The 18760-nt window shown below is 57.8% G+C and carries 19 protein-coding genes; 7 read left to right on the top strand and 12 right to left on the bottom strand.

Features of this window, described 5'->3' with window-relative positions:
• Positions 1 to 315 precede the first annotated feature (315 nt).
• Positions 316 to 2133 carry a sigma-54-dependent Fis family transcriptional regulator gene (locus EJ576_RS19550; RefSeq protein WP_028616682.1) on the top strand — a complete coding sequence of 606 codons (1818 nt, stop codon included), beginning with the start codon at positions 316 to 318 and terminating at the stop codon, positions 2131 to 2133.
• Here the strand turns inward: EJ576_RS19550 and EJ576_RS19545 are convergent.
• From EJ576_RS19545 to EJ576_RS19535, 3 genes are all read right to left on the bottom strand, one after another.
• Entirely contained in the window at positions 2130 to 3062 is a 933-nt protein-coding gene (locus EJ576_RS19545; protein WP_126570899.1) for a FecR family protein, read from the bottom strand. The two genes, EJ576_RS19550 and EJ576_RS19545, sit on opposite strands and share 4 nt — an antisense overlap.
• Positions 3059 to 3601, bottom strand: a complete 543-nt coding sequence (locus EJ576_RS19540; RefSeq protein ID WP_028616684.1) for a sigma-70 family RNA polymerase sigma factor — start codon at positions 3599 to 3601, stop codon at positions 3059 to 3061. The genes EJ576_RS19545 and EJ576_RS19540 overlap by 4 nt, the downstream gene beginning before the upstream one ends.
• Before the next feature lie 201 nt (positions 3602 to 3802).
• Complete coding sequence (locus EJ576_RS19535) at positions 3803 to 5920, bottom strand: TonB-dependent receptor domain-containing protein (protein ID WP_126570898.1); 2118 nt, start codon at positions 5918 to 5920, stop codon at positions 3803 to 3805.
• Positions 5921 to 6143: 223 nt separating this feature from the next.
• Between EJ576_RS19535 and EJ576_RS29825 the strand changes: the two genes are divergently transcribed.
• Entirely contained in the window at positions 6144 to 6302 is a 159-nt protein-coding gene (locus EJ576_RS29825) for a hypothetical protein (protein ID WP_164393835.1), read from the top strand.
• Between the two features lie 5 nt (positions 6303 to 6307).
• Positions 6308 to 6934 carry a helix-turn-helix domain-containing protein gene (locus tag EJ576_RS19530; protein WP_122728933.1) on the top strand — a complete coding sequence of 209 codons (627 nt, stop codon included), beginning with the start codon at positions 6308 to 6310 and terminating at the stop codon, positions 6932 to 6934.
• A 60-nt stretch (positions 6935 to 6994) separates the two neighbouring features.
• On the opposite strand, the gene EJ576_RS30055 is transcribed toward EJ576_RS19530, so the two are convergent.
• The 5 genes from EJ576_RS30055 to EJ576_RS29815 form a co-directional block, all read right to left on the bottom strand.
• The gene (locus EJ576_RS30055; protein ID WP_073860010.1) at positions 6995 to 7492 is read right to left on the bottom strand and encodes a hypothetical protein; all 498 of its coding nucleotides are present in this window, start codon (positions 7490 to 7492) and stop codon (positions 6995 to 6997) included.
• A gap of 434 nt (positions 7493 to 7926) precedes the next feature.
• Positions 7927 to 8196: a hypothetical protein gene (locus EJ576_RS19520; protein WP_122728934.1), complete on the bottom strand. Its 270-nt coding sequence runs from the start codon at positions 8194 to 8196 to the stop codon at positions 7927 to 7929.
• A 134-nt stretch (positions 8197 to 8330) separates the two neighbouring features.
• A complete protein-coding gene (locus EJ576_RS19515) occupies positions 8331 to 9044 on the bottom strand; it encodes a hypothetical protein (protein WP_122728937.1) in 714 nt (237 codons plus the stop codon).
• Positions 9045 to 9466: 422 nt separating this feature from the next.
• Positions 9467 to 9784, bottom strand: a complete 318-nt coding sequence (locus EJ576_RS19510; protein WP_028616689.1) for a hypothetical protein — start codon at positions 9782 to 9784, stop codon at positions 9467 to 9469.
• Positions 9785 to 9789: 5 nt separating this feature from the next.
• The gene (locus EJ576_RS29815) at positions 9790 to 9951 is read right to left on the bottom strand and encodes a hypothetical protein (RefSeq protein ID WP_178083555.1); all 162 of its coding nucleotides are present in this window, start codon (positions 9949 to 9951) and stop codon (positions 9790 to 9792) included.
• A gap of 191 nt (positions 9952 to 10142) precedes the next feature.
• Between EJ576_RS29815 and EJ576_RS19505 the strand changes: the two genes are divergently transcribed.
• Entirely contained in the window at positions 10143 to 11000 is an 858-nt protein-coding gene (locus tag EJ576_RS19505; protein ID WP_126570897.1) for a sensor domain-containing diguanylate cyclase, read from the top strand.
• Positions 11001 to 11036: 36 nt separating this feature from the next.
• Here the strand turns inward: EJ576_RS19505 and EJ576_RS19500 are convergent, their stop codons facing one another.
• Positions 11037 to 11654: a LysE family translocator gene (locus EJ576_RS19500; protein WP_126570896.1), complete on the bottom strand. Its 618-nt coding sequence runs from the start codon at positions 11652 to 11654 to the stop codon at positions 11037 to 11039.
• Between the two features lie 66 nt (positions 11655 to 11720).
• On the opposite strand from EJ576_RS19500, the gene EJ576_RS19495 reads away from it, so the two are divergent.
• Together EJ576_RS19495 and EJ576_RS19490 are read left to right on the top strand one after the other, a co-directional pair.
• The gene (locus tag EJ576_RS19495; RefSeq protein ID WP_126570895.1) at positions 11721 to 12638 is read left to right on the top strand and encodes a LysR family transcriptional regulator; all 918 of its coding nucleotides are present in this window, start codon (positions 11721 to 11723) and stop codon (positions 12636 to 12638) included.
• 121 nt (positions 12639 to 12759) lie between these two features.
• A complete protein-coding gene (locus tag EJ576_RS19490; RefSeq protein WP_256656623.1) occupies positions 12760 to 13758 on the top strand; it encodes a fimbrial protein in 999 nt (332 codons plus the stop codon).
• A gap of 165 nt (positions 13759 to 13923) precedes the next feature.
• On the opposite strand, the gene EJ576_RS30050 is transcribed toward EJ576_RS19490, so the two are convergent.
• The 3 genes from EJ576_RS30050 to EJ576_RS19475 form a co-directional block, all read right to left on the bottom strand.
• The gene (locus EJ576_RS30050) at positions 13924 to 14397 is read right to left on the bottom strand and encodes a hypothetical protein (RefSeq protein WP_240037370.1); all 474 of its coding nucleotides are present in this window, start codon (positions 14395 to 14397) and stop codon (positions 13924 to 13926) included.
• A 291-nt stretch (positions 14398 to 14688) separates the two neighbouring features.
• A complete protein-coding gene (locus EJ576_RS19480; protein WP_122728951.1) occupies positions 14689 to 15330 on the bottom strand; it encodes a glycoside hydrolase family 25 protein in 642 nt (213 codons plus the stop codon).
• Between the two features lie 536 nt (positions 15331 to 15866).
• Positions 15867 to 17297, bottom strand: coding sequence for an aldehyde dehydrogenase family protein (locus tag EJ576_RS19475; protein WP_122728953.1), 1431 nt, complete (start codon positions 17295 to 17297; stop codon positions 15867 to 15869).
• Between the two features lie 123 nt (positions 17298 to 17420).
• Here EJ576_RS19475 and EJ576_RS19470 point away from each other — a divergent pair, with 123 nt between their 5' ends.
• Complete coding sequence (locus EJ576_RS19470) at positions 17421 to 18323, top strand: LysR family transcriptional regulator (RefSeq protein WP_240037371.1); 903 nt, start codon at positions 17421 to 17423, stop codon at positions 18321 to 18323.
• Positions 18324 to 18760 lie beyond the last annotated feature (437 nt).

The raw sequence follows: 18760 nt of genomic DNA, 5'->3' as shown, positions 1-18760 counted from the left end.
GTTTCGTGCCAAAACGGCAAGTGCTTGATGTGCAAGGAAATGGGCTAAACGGGGTGTTCAGGTGTGAACAGAAATGAACATCACAGGCTGAACAACTGAACACTCAGGCCCTTGACAATGAACAGTTCTGAACAACACTCTCATCACCGATACAGGGCAGATGTGGGAGCGGGCTTGCTCGCGAAAGCAGTGTGTCAGTCAATACATAGGTCGACTGGTCCAACGCATTCGCGAGCAAGCCCGCTCCCACATTTTGATCCGGTTTCGTCAGGTAGATTGTGCAAGCCCAATAACAATAAAAATGAAGGTCGCACCATGGCCGAACCACTGGCTCACGACACCCTTATCCAGGAATCCTGGCGCCGTTGCCGCGCCTTCGGCCTGGATCACCAGAGCACGCCCAGCTTCGACCAACTCCCTGCCGAGGGCATCAGCCAATTGCTGGAAAGCCAGCATTCGCTGGTGCAGACCACCCATCAGGAAGTGCTGCCCTACTACGAAAACATCCTCAGCAATTCCAATTGCCTGATCATGTTGGCCGACAACCAGGGCCAGGTGCTGACCAGTTGGGGCACCCAGCGTTTTATCGAGCCCAAGCTGGCGCGCGGCTTCAACCCTGGCGCCAGTTGGATGGAGCGCTCCAGCGGCACCAATGCCATCGGCACCGCGCTGGCGTGTGCCCAGGCGGTGCATATCGAACACGATGAACACTTCCTCAAGGCTAACCGCTTCATGACCGGCTCGGCGGCGCCGATCTTCGATGCCCAGCGCGAGATCATCGCAGTGCTGGATGTGTCCAGCGACAGCTACCTGCCGCCCTCCCACACCCTGGGCATGGTCAAGATGATGAGCCAGACCGTGGAAAACCGGTTGATCCTCAACCTGTTTCGCGGCGAGCACTTTCAACTGACCTTCAACACCGGCCTGAGCAACCTCGACAGTCAATGGGCGGGCTTGTTGATTTTTGATGAGAGCGGCCAGGTGTTGTCGGCCAACCGGCGTGCCGACAACCTGCTGGGTATCAGCTTGTCGCGGGTGATGATCGACAGTTTGTTCAAGGTGTCATTGCTGGAGTTGTTGAACCAGCCGGAAGGGCTGCCCTTCTCCCTGCAAGCCGCGGGACGCAACCGTTTCCAATGTTTGTTGAGACGCCCCAAGCAGGTGCCCGTGCAGGCACGCGTGTTCACCGAGCCGACGCCGCCGAAGCCTGCGTCGATCGGTCTCAAGACCCTGCACTTCGGCGATGTGCGCGTGGAAAAAGCCGTGCGCCAGGCCGAACGTTTACTGGAGAAGGACATTCCGCTGCTGATCCACGGCGAGACCGGCGTGGGCAAGGAAGTGTTTGTCAAAGCTCTGCACCAGGCCAGTTCGCGCAGCCAGAAGGCGTTTATCGCGGTGAACTGTGCGGCGATTCCCGCCGAACTGGTGGAATCGGAACTGTTCGGCTACGAAAAAGGCGCCTTTACCGGCGCCAATCAGAAAGGCAGCATCGGCCTGATCCGCAAGGCCGACAAAGGCACGCTGTTTCTCGATGAGATCGGTGATATGCCCCTGCCGACCCAGGCCCGTTTGCTGCGGGTGTTGCAGGAACGCTGTGTGCAGCCGGTGGGCAGCAGCGAATTGTTCCCGGTGGACTTGCGCATCATCTCGGCCACTAACCGCGCGTTGCGTGAGCTGGTACAGGCCGGACGTTTCCGTGAAGACTTGTACTACCGCATCGGCGGCCTGACCCTGGAACTGCCCCCGTTGCGCGAACGGACCGACAAGCAGGCGCTGTTCCAGCAACTGTGGCAGCAGCACCGCGAGCCGACTCAATGGGCGGGCCTCAGCGCCGAAGTGCTGGCGCTATTCGAGCAGCATCCGTGGCCGGGGAATCTGCGTCAGGTGAGCAGCGTGTTGCAGGTGGCGCTGGCCATGGCCGAAGAACAACCGATCCGCGCAGAGCATCTGCCGGATGATTTCTTTGTGGACTTGAAGGTGGAGCCGCCGCTGCCCGCCAGTGAATACCTGGATGACAGCATTGACCTGAACCAGCGCTTGAAGGCCGCCGGCGGCAACATCTCCCACCTGGCGCGGGAGCTGGGGGTGAGCCGCAATACCCTGTACAAACGTCTACGCCAGCACGAACGCTAGCGCGGCTTGACCACCACCAGCAGGTCGGTGAAGTACTCCACCTGGATCGGCAAGTTGTCAGCCAGTGACGAGAGCGCCGCCGCCGTGTCGTCCAGCTTGAACACGCCGGACACCCGCAGGTTCTGCAAGGCCTGGGGATCGAAGCGCAGCATGCCGTGGCGGTAGCTGGCGAGGGTTTGCAGCACCTCGCTCAAGGGTTGGTCATTGACCTTGAGCAGGCCACGGGTCCAGGCGTCCGGGTCGCTGTTGCCGATGGCTTGCGGCGGTTGGGCACGGCCGTGGTCGAGGACCGTACGCTGGCCGGCCGTGACCTTGACCCCGTCGCGGGTGTCGCCTTTGACCGCGACGGTGGACTCGATCACCGTGACCACCGTGGTGCCATCCGCCGCACGCTTGACCAGATAACGCGTGCCCAATGCCGTGGCCGTCCCTTGGTCGGTACGCACCACGAAAGGCCGTTGCGCATCCTTGGCCACGTCCACCCAGAGCTCGCCCTGCAGCAGTTCGATGACCCGTTGATGGCCGTCGAACTTCACATCCACCGCGGAATTGCTGTTGAGCTGCAACTGGCTGCCGTCTTCGAGGGCGATCTGCCGGCGTTCGCCAACGCCGGTGCGCTGGTCGGCCATCCAGACCGGCAGGTGTTGCAGGCCCAGCCAGCCGCACAAGACTATGCCAAGCAAGCCCACCACCTGCGCACCTCGTGGGCGTCGTGGAGCGAATGCGCGGTTCAGGGCAATGCGTGCGGGTTTGGCCGGCAGCGTATCGAGGCTGCCCCATAACGCGCCCATGCGTTCGATGGCCACGGCATGACGCGGGTCGGCCGACCGCCAGATGTTGAACGCCTGGCGGTCGGCTTCGGTGACGCCCTCGTCGTGCAGGCGGGTCAGCCACTGCGCCGCTTGCTGGATGATCTGTTCGGAACTCATGCCAGCGGGTCTGCCGGGTGCAGGCTGTGGTAGCAGTGCACCAGGGCGCTGGAGATGTAGTTTTTGACGGTGCTGGGTGACACGTCCAGACGTGTGGCGATTTCGCTGTAGGTCAGCCCATCGAGACGACTCAAGAGGAACGCTTCGCGGGCCTTGGCCGGCAATCCGGCAAGCATCTCAGCAATGCGTTCCAGGGCTTGCAGCGCCACATGAATAGCGGCCGGGTCGGGCATGCCTGCGTCTTCACTCTGGATCACCAGGGCTTCCATGTAGGCTTTTTCGATGCGACGACGACGGGCGCCATCGATCAGTAACCGCCCTGCCGTGGTGGCGAGGAATGCACGCGGCTCTTTGATCTGTTGGGGTTCGGCCAGCATCAAGACGCGAATGAAGGCGTCATGGGCAAGGTCGGCAGCATGTTGGGAACACCCGAGCTTCTTGCGCAGCCAGCCATGCAACCAACCGTGGTGCTCGCTGTACATCGCCGTGAGGGTCTGCTGCCGGACGGAGTCGCCCAGCGCGGCCGGAATGTCATGCATGCGCAAAAAGATCTCAAATGGGAATAGTTGCCAATTGCGCAAACAATGCCAGTAAAACGGTGTAGGAGCAAGTGCCGCTCCTATGTCGGATGCTGCCCACTGCAGGAGCCCGGCTTGCCGGCGATGGCGCCCTTAAGATCGCTATCGCCGGCAGGCCGGGCTCATACAGTGGAACGGGGGTGTTGTAAAAATTACGTTCCTTTAGCGCCAGCTCCATGACACGCCGGTGTAGAGGCCACGGCCGTCCGCTGGCGTGGAGCGCGCCATGTCTACGCCCTTGTCGTCATACCCCGGCGTGACGGTATTGGCGTAGCGCCGGTTGGTCAGGTTGCGCAGGTCGACCCAAGCTTGCCAATCCTGCTTGGGTGCGTCGTAGCCGAAGGTAGCGCCGAGAATGGTGTAGGACGCGGCGTAGTAGGAATTGGCGTAGTCCACCGCCACTCTTGATGAATGCTCGGTGTTGAGGCTGGTGTAGAAACCGGTCGGATGGCTGTAGCGCACTTGCGCCTGATAGTAATGCTTAGGGATGCCCGGCAAGGTGTTGTCGCCGAAACGGTCATCGTCGCGGTAGTGGAAGTCACTGAAGGTGTAAGCCTGGCGCAGGGTGAGCTGGCCATTGCGGCCGCCTTCCCATAACGGGCTGAGCAGGCTGAGTTCCACGCCCTGGTGAATTGTCGGGCTGGCATTGTTTTCAGCGACGATGGCGTTGCTGGTCGACGTCTGGGCCTGGGTTTCCACTGTGAGCAACTCATGGCGTACTTCGGAGCGGTACAGCGCCAGGTCCCACTGGCCGAGCCACGTGTCACCACGGCCGCCGATTTCCAAAGTGGTGGCGGTCTGGTTTTTCAGGCTCACGCCTTCGCGCTGCAGGCCGGTGGCCGGGCCGCTGTTTTTAGGAAAGTATTTGTTCGAACCCCAGATCATCGACCACGCATGCGGCGGCTCGACCGAACGGCTCAGGTTGCCATACACCTGCAGTTGCGGGGTGAAGTCATACCGCAGGCCGATGCGCGGGGCGTAGTCCCAGTCATGCTGGCTGAGCGGCGCCTGGCCTTCGGGATAAGTGACCTGGGTTTCGCGACGGGTGTAGATTGCCGCCAGGCCAGTCGTCAGCCACAGATCCGGAACCAGTTCCAGGTCGTTACCGACATGCAGCACGGTGTCGGAACCCAGGTAGCTGTAGTCACGGGTCTTGGTGCCGGGCGCGTAGCCAGCAGTATTGCCGGCCGGCGTGCGCACGTATTCCGAAGCGCCGTTATTGGGCATCGCCTGGGTGGTGCGCAGGCCAACGGTGGTTTTGCTGTCGTGGCCGAACAGCGTGTCCTGGCGGATGTAATTGAGGGTACTGCTGATATCGGTGTAAGCGACTTTCAGCCGGTTGGTGCCTTCGCGCAGGTCCATCGGGTAGTCGTGGTACGCCAGGCCGACTTCGAGCCGGGCATTGTCATCCAACTGCAAGGTGGTTTTGTTGGCGATCCAGGTAGACCCTGGTTGCAGGCGCTTGGAATCGCGGGCGGCGTTGAGGCTGTTGGCCGCACGTGGGTCATGGCTGATCTGGCTGCGCGTGAGTTTGCCAGGGGTGTCGTTGGTGGTTTCGCGGTAGCGGAAATAGAAGCGGGTTTCCAGGTCCGGGTTGAAACGGTAGCCGAAGTTGGCGGCCACGCCCTTGCCGGTGCCGGCGCTCTGGCGCTGGTAGCCGTCGGACTCGGAGTCGGTGAGGCTGATGTAGTAGTCAGCGTCCCCCAGCACCTGGCCCGAGCTGATCTCGCGCTGGGCGTAGCCTTTGCTGCCCGCTTCATAGCGCAGTTGCAGCTTGGGTGCGTCGTAGCCGGTGCGCGTCACGTAGTTGACGGCGCCGCCGAGGGCCAAGGCACCCTGGTCAAAACCGTTGGCGCCCCGCAGCACCTCGACGCGGCTTTGCCACAACGGGTCTTTCAGTTCATAAGGTGTGCCGCCGGGGCCGGTCAGCGGCAGGCCATCGAACATTTCGTATAGACCGGAGGCATGGGAACCGGGGCTGCGGTTCAGGCCCGAACCGCGAATCGAGAGTTTCACCCCTTCGTTGTTCGCCGCCTTGGCGTATACCCCGGCCTGGTACTTGAACACGTCTTCGTTGGTGCTCACCCGCCCCTGCTGCACACTATTCATGTCGATGTAGTTGGTGCCGCCGGGCACGCTCTTGAGCTGCGCCTCAGCCACTTCACCCGCACTGGCTTCGCTGCTGGTGACTTCGACCGGGGCCAATTGCAGGTCTTCGGCGTGCACCAGCGAGCTTAACGTCAGGGCGGCAAACAGCAACGGAGGGTGGCGCAACAGCATCAGGCAGGTCCTTGGAATTCGGGGGGCACGTGGTGGGAAGGCTGGGACGCCCGCCAGGTCACTCCTTATTAACGGACCAGACCCTTCCTACAACAGCGTCGGACCGGAATTCTTTGCTAAGTCCGAAATCGAATTACCACATGCAAACTCAGTATTTAAAGAAATAACCGCCACGCATTACTGTGGAGTCACTGAGTCACCCACGTACCCAGAGATCGCCCCCATGCAAGTATCCGCCACCGTCATCGACTTCACTCTCCACCGTAAACGCCGCCAAGCGCGTGCAGCGGCCGAGTTGATGTGGGCGATGTACGCAGCGCGTGCCGGGCTGGCGGTGTTTACCGCTCAGGCCGCCACGTCCAGCGATACCCGCCGGGCGTAAGGCCGATGAATTTCCTGCACGTGATTCCAGAACCACCTGAACCGCTGCCCAAGCCCGGCACTGACGACGATGTAATCAGCCAGTGCGTCGCCCACAACCTGCAACGCCTGCGCAGCAAGCGCCATTTGTCCCTGGACGGGTTGGCGCGCGCCTGTGGCGTGAGCCGAGCGATGCTGGCGCAGATCGAATCCGGGCGCAGCGTGCCGTCGATCAAGGTTCTGTGCAAGATTGCCAAGGGTTTGAAGGTATCGGTGGCAGCGTTTCTGGAGGACCGCGCGTTTGAAGGGGTGGAGGTGCTTCCGGCGCAACAGAGCAAGCGCCTGGTCAGTGCCGATGGTGCGTTTATCAGCCGAGCGTTGTTTCCCTATGATACGGCGCGCCAGTCAGAGTTTTACGAGATCCGCCTGCGGGCGCTGGGCGAGGAGATTTCCGAAGGCCACGGGCCCGGTATCCAGGAAAACCTAGTGGTGGCCCAAGGGGTGTTGGAAGTCAGCGTCAACGATGAGCGCTACCTCCTTTCAACCGGCGACTCGATCTTGTTCTACGCCGATCAGCCCCACCGCTACCGCAACCCGGCAGACAGCGAGGCAGTGGCCTTCCTGGTGATCACTTACCCCGAGCGCCTGGATTGACCTGGATTGAAATGCAAAACGCCCCGAATAATCGGGGCGTTTTTTATTGCGCCGGACCTATCAGCAGGTACAGCACATCATCGGCATGCCGTTGCAGCTCATCATCATCGGCATGGCGCAGTCGTTCATCATTTTGTTCATCAGCATGCAGCAGTTTTTCATCATGTCCATGCTCATGCCCGGCATTGGCATCATTTTGCACATCATGCTGTCACCCATCAGCGTGCATTCCATCACGCACTTCATCATCGGCATTGGCATGCCCATCATCGGCATCATGTTCATGCCCGTCATCATGGCCATGGCATCGGCCGACATGCACATCATCGACATATTGGCGCACTGCATCATCATCGGCATGCCGCAGTTCATCATCATCGCCATCATTTCGGCGTTGGTCTTGAACTGAGCCATGTCCATGCCGGCGGCCGGCTTCATGGTGCACATCATGGCGTCCGCGGCCATTTCGCATTTCATGGTGGCCATCATCATCGGCATGCCCATCATCGGCATCATTGGCATGGCGGTGTTCATTGGCATCTGCATGGCATTCATCATCTTCGAAACTCCGTAATCGACAGGAAATGAGTAAGTTCTGGCGTCGATTCTAAAGCCGGAGAACGGCGGCGCAAGACGGCGGCAGAGCAGCAGGAATGGGTGTTCGGAGGGAAGCTTAGTTGAAGAAAACAGCTGTAATGGCTGTAAAAGCGACGATTTCGACACTCTTGCAGCGTCACTAACTGCTGTATTTCGCCATTTGACGCTATGGATATTCGGTGGAGGAATAGCGACCAATCTTAAGGAAATAAACGTTCTAACGGATGGGGAGAAGCAACCATTCGACACCTCATGACCTGGGAAGCTCAAACCCAGCCTCCCGACAACGTCATCTAAATTCAGCGCTTAGTTCGAAATACTGTGAAAGCCAAACTGCAGCACAGTACGTTCAACTGTAGCTGGTTCGCAGACGCTGTCGCCCCCACACAAAACCCTCAGCTATCGAAGACTTTCAGCACCCGCATCAATTCTTCCGCTTCTGATCCAGGAACAAACCGGAAGCCATACATCTCATCAGTGCTGAGAATTTCGCCCAATACCTCCAGCAATTGCGCCTCAGTCGGGGAATCACGCAATAACTTGTGCGCGGGCAGTAGCAAATCGGATGAAACGCCATGAACGCTCGCCGCGTCGATCACTGCAAACAGGATAAAACGCAAGCGTATTTCTCTTTCAGTAGGCCAAACCGTTTTTCGCTTACCCATGGTAAAGGCCTCAGATTTCAGAAAAATCCGAGGCTATTGATGAGCGCGAAGTGTTTCAAGCATGGGGCGGCAAGATAGGCCAAGTCCTACACGTCAAAAGGAAACACCGTACACTTATCCTGACGCTGACCCGTTTATTGCACCGGCAAAAAGTTCATCAGCAACAAACTCTGCGCATAGTTCAGGCCAATACGCCGGTAGCGCTCGTCGAGCATCTGGGTCAGCAGGTCGAGACGCGCGACGATCTTGCCGAACTCCACCGCGAAACTGAGGTTGCTGCCCTCCTCCGATATCTCGTTGGAAAACAGCAGCAGCACGCCATTCGCATCCTGGCGTTTGCTCAGCAGCCAGGTGGCCTTCTCGATATTGCGCGCGGCATTGCTGACGAACTGCGGGTCGATCGAGTCGGTGATGTAGAACTCGGTGCGTCCGCCGTGGGCGGTCACGATCATACTGCCGATGGCATAGATAAAAGCGCCGACCCGATCGCCCTTGAAGTCCGGCCCCAAGGAATAGCTCAGCGCCTCCAGATCACGCCGATCGCCCAGGGCGGGCAGGGATCGACGTTGCTCAATGGCCTGGCGAATCTCCCGCGCCGCCGTCACAGCGTCTGGGTACCCCGACTGCCGCCACTGGCTGGGGTTGCGCAGATAGAGCTTGTTCATCAGCAAATACAGGCTCTGCAGGTTGTCGCGCATGCCCAGGGTCGCCATGCGATCGACACTGGTCTGGAAGAACTCATCGGGCTTGCCATTGCTGAACTGCTTGGCGATATCCCGACCCTGTTGCTGGCTGCAACCGCTGGCACACAGCATTAACAAGGCCGCCAGCAGCAACGGCTGGCGCATCCGTCGACTGTTAAAACAAGGAAACGTGCGATCCATCGGCACCCGATCTGATTAATCCGCCCACGCGGGGGATCGGCGGGACTGGGACAAGGATAGAGCAGAGAAATCCAGAAAAGTGCAGCGGTCGAGAGCAGATAGTTGTAACTAAAGACCGCTGGGCAGATGAATGGTCTTGATTCTGAATAATTCTTTTCAGGATCTATACTCATTAAAACAGCAGTACATAAGGGTGATGGCGATGAAACATCCAATTCGTGCGCAAATGGTTGTTCAGATGATTTGCCTGCTTTCGGTGGCACAGCTTTTTTGCTGAGCTGCATGTCACCGTTTCAACACTCAGCCGCCGTTGCGGCGGTGGAAGGTATTGCCAACTACGCACTCCAATCTGGCCCGACATCCGAATGCCGGGCCAGCATGTGCAGCTACAGCAAGACAGTGGCCAGCATGCCCAAGGCCCCCAGGCAAAACCCGATCAACGCGCCTCGCCCGGGAAACTCCTGGAACAGCACCCAGATCACGACCGGTTCCAGCAGCAATAACGAGGTGACGGAAACCACTGTGACCACCCAGATATCACCGACCGCCCGATACCCCAGCCAATAAGCCCCCAACAGACAAAGCCCCGCAAAGCACATCACCACCACCGGCATGATGAATGCCTGCCACGAGCCGTCACTGGCTTGAGCCAGCCTGGCAGTGACTACCTCACTGTAGATTGCACAAAACTCACCGACGACCATCAATCCTAGAGCAGAAACTCCGAGTAATTCTTTGGACATATCAAAAACTCCTTCGTATTCAACGCACTGTTTTTCAACTCCCAGCGGGCGATGCCGCTGCCGAGAGTCTCGTTGCAGAGATACGAAGCAGCCTTGAACAGGCCTGAATTGCCGAAGTGCTTTTGCATGCTCATGTCCTTTATAGGGGTGAGTCTCAGCGACCAGATTAGGCGCTGGCTCCGATCATACGTTTGGCCAGCGGTTTTTAACAATCAGGGCACAATTGGCATGAACGGCATTAAAAATGTGCAATCCCCCTAGGCGCCTTACGTGATGATCGGGCTATGATCGGCCATCTGAACCGGACGCCCTATGCCCCATGCCCGTTGACCTGCAAGCCCTTTATCCCAAACTGATCCACTTGATGCTGGATACGGTCTTCGTCGTCGACAGCGATAACCAGATTGTCTTCGTGAGCGATGCCTGCGAGGCACTGCTCGGCTACCGCGCCCAAGAGTTGACCGGCACCCCGATCACCGACTACATGCACCCTGAAGACCTGGCGCGCACCCGCGCCTCCATTGTGCGGGTCATGAATGGCCAACCCCACGTCGACTTCCGCAATCGTTACCTGCGCAAGGATGGCAGCGTCGTGCACATTCTGTGGGCGGCCTTCTGGTCCAAGGAAGTCGGCGCGCGGATCGGTGTCGCGCGGGACGTGACGGCGCTCACCCAGGCCGAGGAAGAATTACGCTTTCTCGCCCATCATGATCCGCTGACGGCCCTCACCAACCGCTCGCTGTTCAATGAGCGACTGAACCAAGCCCTGCAATCCGCACGGCATCACAACCAAACGCTCGCGTTGCTGTTTCTGGACATCAATGACTTCAAGAGCATCAACGATGTGCATGGCCATGCCATGGGCGATCGCGTGCTCTGTGTGATTGCCCGACGACTGGAGCGCTGCGTGCGCGAGAGCGACCTGGTAGCCCGCATGGGCGGAGATGAATTCACCGTGCTAATCACGGATGTTCAGTCACAGGATGCGATGGCCGGCAAGGTGGCGCAGATACTGGCGGTCATGGCTGAGCCGCTGGGCACTGAGTTTGGCGGGGTCAAGATGCCGTCGTGCAGCGTCGGCGTGGCGCTTTACCCGGCGGATGGGGAAGATGCGGATACGCTATTGAGTCATGCGGACGGGGAGATGTATCGGGTGAAAAGGTTGCGGTGGAATTAATCGCCAGCCGGGCTGGCGATGATCTTCTGTGACGACCTAGCTCGAACGCTGAGCAATCGCCAATGACGCACCAAAGGCCACAAGCAGGCCACCAAACACTCGGTCAATCCAATGCCGTGCGGCCAGCAACTTCTCACGCACCCGCCCGGCGGAGAAGCACAGCGCGACCAGGCTGAACCACGCGACGTGTGCCCCCGCGATAAACACGCCATAGGCCATCTGCACGGCTACGCCCGTTTCCGGTCGCACCACCCCCATGAACAGACTGACAATGAAAATCGCGGTTTTAGGATTCAACGCATTGGTCAGAAACCCGGTGCGCAGCGCCGCCAGATCGGACAGGGCCGGCGCCGGAGTGTCGGCATGCTCACTTGCTGGCCTGGCACGCAGCATGTTGATGCCCAGGTAGACCAGATACGCCGCCCCGGCCAGCTTCAACACGGTGAACAACCACAGGCTTTGTTGAAGTACCCACCCGAGACCGAGCAGCGTATAGCCCACGTGTACCAGCACCCCCATTCCGATTCCCAGCGCCGTGAAAACGCCCGCCCGCCGGGACAGTAGCAACCCGTTGCGGGAAACCATGGCGAAATCCGGCCCAGGACTGATGCATGCCAACAGTGTGATGGTGATTACTGCTATCCATTCGTTCATGGTGTACCTTGAGAAATATCGATCACGGCCCATTACGTTTTCAGACTCTAACGACAGGCACTAACGATGTTTTCTAAAGAAAAAGGTGATTCTGAATCGTCTATTTCTGACCTGCGCATGCCCTCTTTACTTGCACTGCGTTGCTTCGAATCCGCCGGGCGGTTTGAAAGCTTTGCCCGTGCAGCAGAGGAATTGCACCTGACGCCAGGCGCCATCAGCCGCGCGGTTCGCTTGCTTGAAGAGGACTTGGGCGTTGACCTGTTTGATCGACGTAACCGCAAGGTTTTTCTAACGGATACCGGAAGACGCCTCGCAAAGGCGGTCAGCGAAGGGTTTGGGGTGATGAGCCACGCCGTGCGCGAGATCCGCACCGAATCCCGTCGCGCACGACAGCTTGTTCTGTCCTGCGAGCCCACCCTGTTGATGCGCTGGCTGATCCCGCGCTGGAGCGACTTCCAGGCACGTTACCCAGGGTTGGACATTCACTTGGTGGCAGGTGGTGGCCCATTTTCGTTCGACCAGGGCATAGACCTCGCTATTCGACGTGACGACTTCCCCCGTCCGCCCGACTATCACGCCGTGGCGCTATTCCCGGAAAAGGTTGGACCTGTCTGTCGGCCGGAAAAGGTCGACACATGGTTCGACACAAGCAAGAACATTTTGCACTCATCGGCCCCACGACTTCAGACGAAAAGCCGGCCGACGGCGTGGCAGGAATGGGCAACGGCAAAAGAACTGCCACCCCCTGTGATGGAGATGCAAGCATTTGAGCACTTTTACTTCAGCATCCAGGCGGCTGTAGCAGGCCTCGGGGTTGCCATCGGCCCCTGGCATTTAGTGCGCGACGACCTCCAGAACGGCGTATTGGCTGCGCCCATGGGATTCGTTGAAGACGGCTCAAACTATTGCCTACTGTCTCCGGCTGAGCCTGAGAAAGGCAGCGTCGAAATGGCGCTGATTGAATGGTTGCAGACGGTGGACTAATCAAGTCGCGGGTAGGTATCAAGGTGAGCAAATGATTTCCCGTCCTTCCAATGCAAAAAGCATCATCGCAGCACACACTCTAAGGATCGCCTGATTTTCTCAGGTGTGCGTGATCGATAGGGTGGCCGTCCATCTTTTCCCCATCACGGCCGCAAACAAAATGTGCGTTTCAAAAAAACAACGCCGACTGCGTGTACTGTTGAATACCGCAGCCGTAATAGTCTCTGCTTATTCAACGGATACATTGGCCGCGAATTGTGCTTTCACCCAAGGGAAAACGTTCACAGCTAACTACGCAGCTGCACCGGTTGCCTTGACGGTTCCTCGAGATGCACCTGCAGGCACGGTGGTTTATGAGGAATCCATCACAGCACCACAGCAAGGTTTTAACTGCACCGGTTCATCCCCTTTTATCTTTAGACTCAACCCGACACTCGGCAGTGTTACCACTGGCAACACCTATCCCCTGGGTAAGACAGGGCTATCACTCAAAGTCAAGAACACACAGAATGGTTATTTAAATGCAGACAGGCTTCTCAGTGGGTCTTACTTAGACCCTATCAGGGCATACACCATTGAAATTATTAAATCAGGTGAACTGTCATCGAAAAATGAGGTTCCCGCGGGCAATCTTGGGGCGCATCGGTACGGTGACCTTGACCTTGTGAGGATCAACCTGGCCAATCCAATCATCTTGAACGCCGCGTCGTGCGAGACACCAGATGTGTCTGTTCAAATGGGAGATGACTACTACCTGGATGAGTTCAGCCATATCGGTGATACGTCTCAAGCCGTTAAATTCAACATTGGCCTTAACCAGTGCCAAACCGGTATCCAGAAGGTCACTTATTCCCTTAACGCAACTTCTCAAGTGATTGATCAGCAGCAGGGCATCGTAGCGTTGAACGCCAGCTCAACGGCCAAAGGCATCGGCCTGAAACTGATGAACGACAGCGGTCAACCCATCGCCTTGGGCACCACTTACCCATTCAATGGCTTCAATAGCACCGGCACCAGCTTCAACATCCCGCTTTCTGCGGCTTATTACCGGCTGGCCAATGGCGAACTCAAGGCGGGTACTGCAAACGCGTCGGTAACCTTTGTGATGAGCTATTTGTAGAACGCTCAGTGTCGGCACGGGCTGTGTCGAAACGTAAAAAGCCAATGCCCCGACAAGTCGGGGCATTGGCTTTTGTAGTCTTGGGTAAACCCACAGCGCTTTTAAGCCTTACGGGCCCACCTGACCTCTCTAGACCAGGAAGCACCCACTGCGGGTCAACCTATATTATTTGGCTTGGCGAAGCACAAGCTGCGACAGACGGGTCTTCACCCGGAAGCAGAACTCACGAATTTGAAATTGATAGGCGGGCATGACCATATAGTTCAAATCAGCACCCAATGAGTCCTTGATTTCCATATATTTAGCGGTCTTGGAAGCAATGGCTTGGTATTCCGCCTCGTATTTAACGTAAGACGGCTTGTTGTAAACCTTCAAAACATCCAGCTCTTTACGGCATTGCTCTGCGCGACTTGTTTCTGATTCTGGCTGAGCGGCCTCTGGAGAAGCATGGGCTGCAACGTCAGCAGCAGGTTCAGACTCATATCGCACAGTATAATTAGGTGACGACGGTACGGCTTCAGGTGATGCTTCATGGACGACGGCAGGAGGTGGAGTCACTTCAGTTTTTTCTGGAGTTTTCGTAGCGCATCCCGCGAGGGCAAGTCCTACCACTACAACGATGCCACACATTTTATCCATCGGTTTCACCAAGAAGTAATTATGGTTGGCTGAGTCGTTAGGTTCTGGGTAAAAGCAATAGCTCACTCAATGATCGAGTGTAGATTTTCTACCAGACTCAAGGCGCTCAGCCTCTCTTCCTTGAGCGCACAGACGGGTAATAGTAGTAAAAAAACAAAGAGATGACGAGTAAAAGCTCGATCGCAGAGCAGACGCGAGGGTCAATGCAATTCGTGCAACCGCCAAGCCCTTCAAATAGGCAAAGGTAGTCAATAGCAACGGCCCTGAATGGGGCCGTTGTGATGTAGGGCATTAAGACTTGACCCAATCCAAATCTACCGGCCCGTGGATACCGTCAACCTGGCCCTTGCTGCTGTGTTGCCACCACTCCCAGCTTTTACCCTTGCCGCTCCAGGTTTCAGGCACTGTGGGCTGAGCCACTTCCCAATGGGCAATCCACAGCGGGCACTCACTGAAATCGTACTTGCGCCAGGCCACGCGGTTACTCCAGATGCTGGGAGAGGCGTAGATGTGCGGGTATGCCCCCTCCAGCAGCGAAACCCTAATTAGCGTCACCAGCTGAAACAGGGCATCGGCCATCTGATCCGGGCTCGCCCCCTCGTTGCGATTGGTCTCGACATCAATGACCAGGGTATCCCGCCTGGCGTTGAACGCCACCTCGGCCAGACGCCCCTTGATATTGGTCAGTTGCTCGCACGGCGTACTGCTCAACGCACGAAAATAGTGATAGACCCCGGCTTTCAAACCGTTTGCCTGCATACCTTGGAAGTTCGTGACAAATTTTGGGTCGGTGTAGTCTCCACCCTCTGTCATTTTGGCGATTGCATGGGTGATGCCCGCAGCCGCAACGCGGGTCCAGTCAATATCGCCCTGCCAGCGCGACACGTCGATGCCCCGCGCATTTTCGTTTTTAGTCGGTTCGTTGCAACTCATCTGTGCGTTCCTGCGATGGATGTCGGGTCGATTCTTTCATCGACACACATCAGCAATGCACTATTGGACTACCGCACCCCACCCGGCGATAACGAAATAGCAGGCAAAAAAAATCCCGCAAAGCCTTTTGGCTCGCGGGATCTTTTTTCATATTTGGCGGGAAACCAGGGATTCGAACCCTGGAGACGCTATTAACGTCCGCCGGTTTTCAAGACCGCTATGCAAAATCAAGCGGGCTGGTACCTTGGAGGCCTTCGGCGTTCCTTTACTCGCAGCTACCAACCAAGCTACAGGCCGCATTCTGCAAGGGGTGCGGTTTTGGTTTGGGAACTGTTTTTACCCCTCCCCCGGCGTTCTGCCGAATGAAAACAAATTACCAAAAAAGCCAAAAATTCATGAGACACATCATGACTGCTTTCGGCCAGAAGCGGTCACTCGATCCACCTCAGCCTCCAGCTCTGCTGGAAACCAGGAACGATTGCCGCCCTGCTGCCGACGCTATCCACACAGCACTCCCGGACTGGAACCCGACCTGGTCATTTCAACGGGTCATAGGTGACCAATGTCTTCGGCTCCAGATACGCGCTCATCCCCCACCTGCCCATTTCGCGCCCAAGGCCCGATTGCTTGAATCCACCGAAGGGGGCTCGCGGTTCGTGGGCCAGGGTGTTGATGAGCACGCGTCCCGAATCGATATGAAGGGCGAGGTTCATACAACGCTCGGGACTTTTTCCCAGCACCAGGGTGCTCAGCCCATAGTCCGTATCGTTGGCAATGCTGATCGCATCAGCGTCATCCTCGTAGGGGATGATTGTTAGTACGGGCCCGAAGATTTCCTCACGCGCGATGCGCATCCGGTTGTTGGCCTCAGTGAAAATCGTGGGCTTCACGAACCATCCGGCGTGCAAGCCTTCCGGGCGCCCTTCGCCACCCGACAGTAACCTCGCGCCTTCTTCCTGGCCGATACGGATATAGCGCTGCACCCGTTCCCACTGTTTCTGGCTCACCATGGGGCCGATGTCGGTGTCGGCGTTGCGCGGATCGCCCGATTGAATCCGTGAGACACCCTCCTTGGCAATCCGCTCGAACTCTGCCAGCCGGCTGCGCGGCACGAGGATGCGAGTGCCCGCGATGCAAGCCTGGCCACTGTTGAGAAATCCGGCCTGCAACACCAGCGGCATGACTGACTGGAAATCCGCATCGTCAAGCACCACGGTGGGCGACTTGCCGCCGAGTTCCAGCGTCACGCGCTTCATGGTGTCAGCACCGGTTTTGACCAGATGTTGGCCGATAGCGGACGACCCCGTGAACGAGATCTTGGCAACGTCGGGGTGACGGGCGATTTCCTCGCCGACCACATTGCCTCGCCCGTTGACGATATTGAATACACCCGGTGGCAGCCCCGCTTCGTGCAACGCCCTGACCACGACCTGCGTCTGCAACGCGCTCATCTCGCTGGGCTTGATGACGGCGGTGCAGCCTGCCGCCAGTGCGGTGGCCAGCTTGTTGCAGATAAAGCCCGCATTGCTATTCCAGGGTGTGATCAGACCGGTAACGCCCAGGGGCGTCAGAATGACCCTGGCCATGCCGACCTGCTCCTCGAATTCGAACGCCTCCAGTACATTGATTGCTTGCGCGATCACGTCAGCCGGATAAGTCGCCATCGAGCGCCCGCGGGACATAGGTGCGCCATATTCCACAAGGATGGCTTCCAGCAGTTCTTCCTCCTTTGCCGCCACGGCCCGGTGCATGCGTCGCAGTGCCTCAATGCGCTCCTCCCGGCTGGTAAGCGCCCACGCCGGGAACGCAGCCTTGGCGGCGGCGATGGCACGCTGTGCGTCCAGCGCATCGCCCAGCCGAACCTGACCGATGACTTCCTCGGTGCTCGGGTTATGAAGGTCGAACCATTCCTGACCGTGTGGAATGACGAACTCACCGTTGATGTAGATGTGTTCAATGCGTTGCATGGCGACTCCTCGCTCAAAATGACTCGCCTGAATCGAGCCTCTGTGAAGGAAGTTTAAGAAGGGATCATTGTTCCGATAAGCTATCCTTTGACTTATGAAGCATCCGCAATTTCAGGACAATCCATGCACAGAACAGGAATGACCGAACTGGAAGTGGTTCTGGCCGTTGCTCGCCGCAGTAGCTTTCGTGGCGCAGCACAAGAGTTGGGCATGTCCACCACCGCCGTGAGCAGTGCGGTGGCCGGCCTGGAAGCGCGCCTGAAGGTGCGCCTGTTCAATCGCTCCACGCGCAGCGTTGCCCTCACCGACATCGGGCAACGCTATGTGGAACGCATCGCCCCGGCGTTGGCACAGATCAAAAGTGCCGGCGAAGAGGCCAGCGTCGGCCCCGACGAGCCCAGCGGCACACTGCGTATCAATGCACCGCATGGTGGGGCCTATCTGCTGCTGGAGCCGCTGTTCAAGCAGTACGCTCAGCGCTATCCCGAAGTGCGCATCGACATCGTCAGCGAATCAAACATGGTCGACATCGTCGCCGGAGGTTTCGACGCGGGGATTCGCCTGGCAGAGTCGGTGCCACAAGACATGATTGCCGTAAAACTGTCAGATGACATTCGAATGCTTGTGGTGGCAACGCCCGAGTATCTCGAACGCCAGGGTGTGCCCGAGCATCCGCAAGACCTGCTCAGCCACCAGAGCATTGGCATGCGCATGGCCCACGGCGGCCTCTACCAATGGGAACTGGAGCGAAACGGTGAAAAGTTGTACATGAATCTGCCGGTGCGCTTCATTTTCAACGAGATGCTGGCTATCAAACAGGCCGTGGTAATGGGCCTTGGCATCGGTTTCATTTCCGAGTGGTTCATACAGGAAGAACTGGCCAGCGGCGCCCTGGTGCCAGTGCTGGTACCGTGGTGCCCGTCGTTTGGCGGTTTGAGGCTTTACTACTCGGGCCATCGCTTCGTACCGCCGCGATTACGCGCATTGATTGATCTGGCGCACGCGCTGCGGCCCACTGTGGTTTGAGCATGTCGCTATGGGCCGTTTTCGGCCAGAAGCGGACAATCAAGGCATCAGATCCTCCGGCCGTTAAAAGTAAAGCTGATTGATTTGCGGCTAGTGAAATCGGAACAAGACGTTAGCTTCAACACTCAATTGAACGCCAAGCTAACAAGCCGGGAAAAGGGGCAGTTACCTACCCCTCCACCATTTAGAAATCAAACATCAACTGAGTCCAAGGTGGGCTACGAAAATGCTCGCACACGCTCTCCCGATGCCCGTAGCGATTGCGGCTATAGGCGATTACGTGGAATGTTCTTAGGTGCTGGGGTGTGCGACGCCGAACACGGCGGCTTTTAGTCTCTCTCATGGCTGATTCCTTTAAGAAAACGCCAAAGCAAGAGTGTCGAGAACTAGTGCCAGCTATCCGCCAAGAGCCATTACGGTATTGTAATACTATACCC

Origin of the sequence: Pseudomonas sp. C 49-2, from assembly GCF_003970195.1 — a bacterium.
GTDB classification, from domain to species: domain Bacteria; phylum Pseudomonadota; class Gammaproteobacteria; order Pseudomonadales; family Pseudomonadaceae; genus Aquipseudomonas; species Aquipseudomonas canadensis.
The sequence above is the reverse complement of the archived record's forward strand: the minus strand, read 5'-3'. Positions and strand labels throughout refer to the sequence as shown.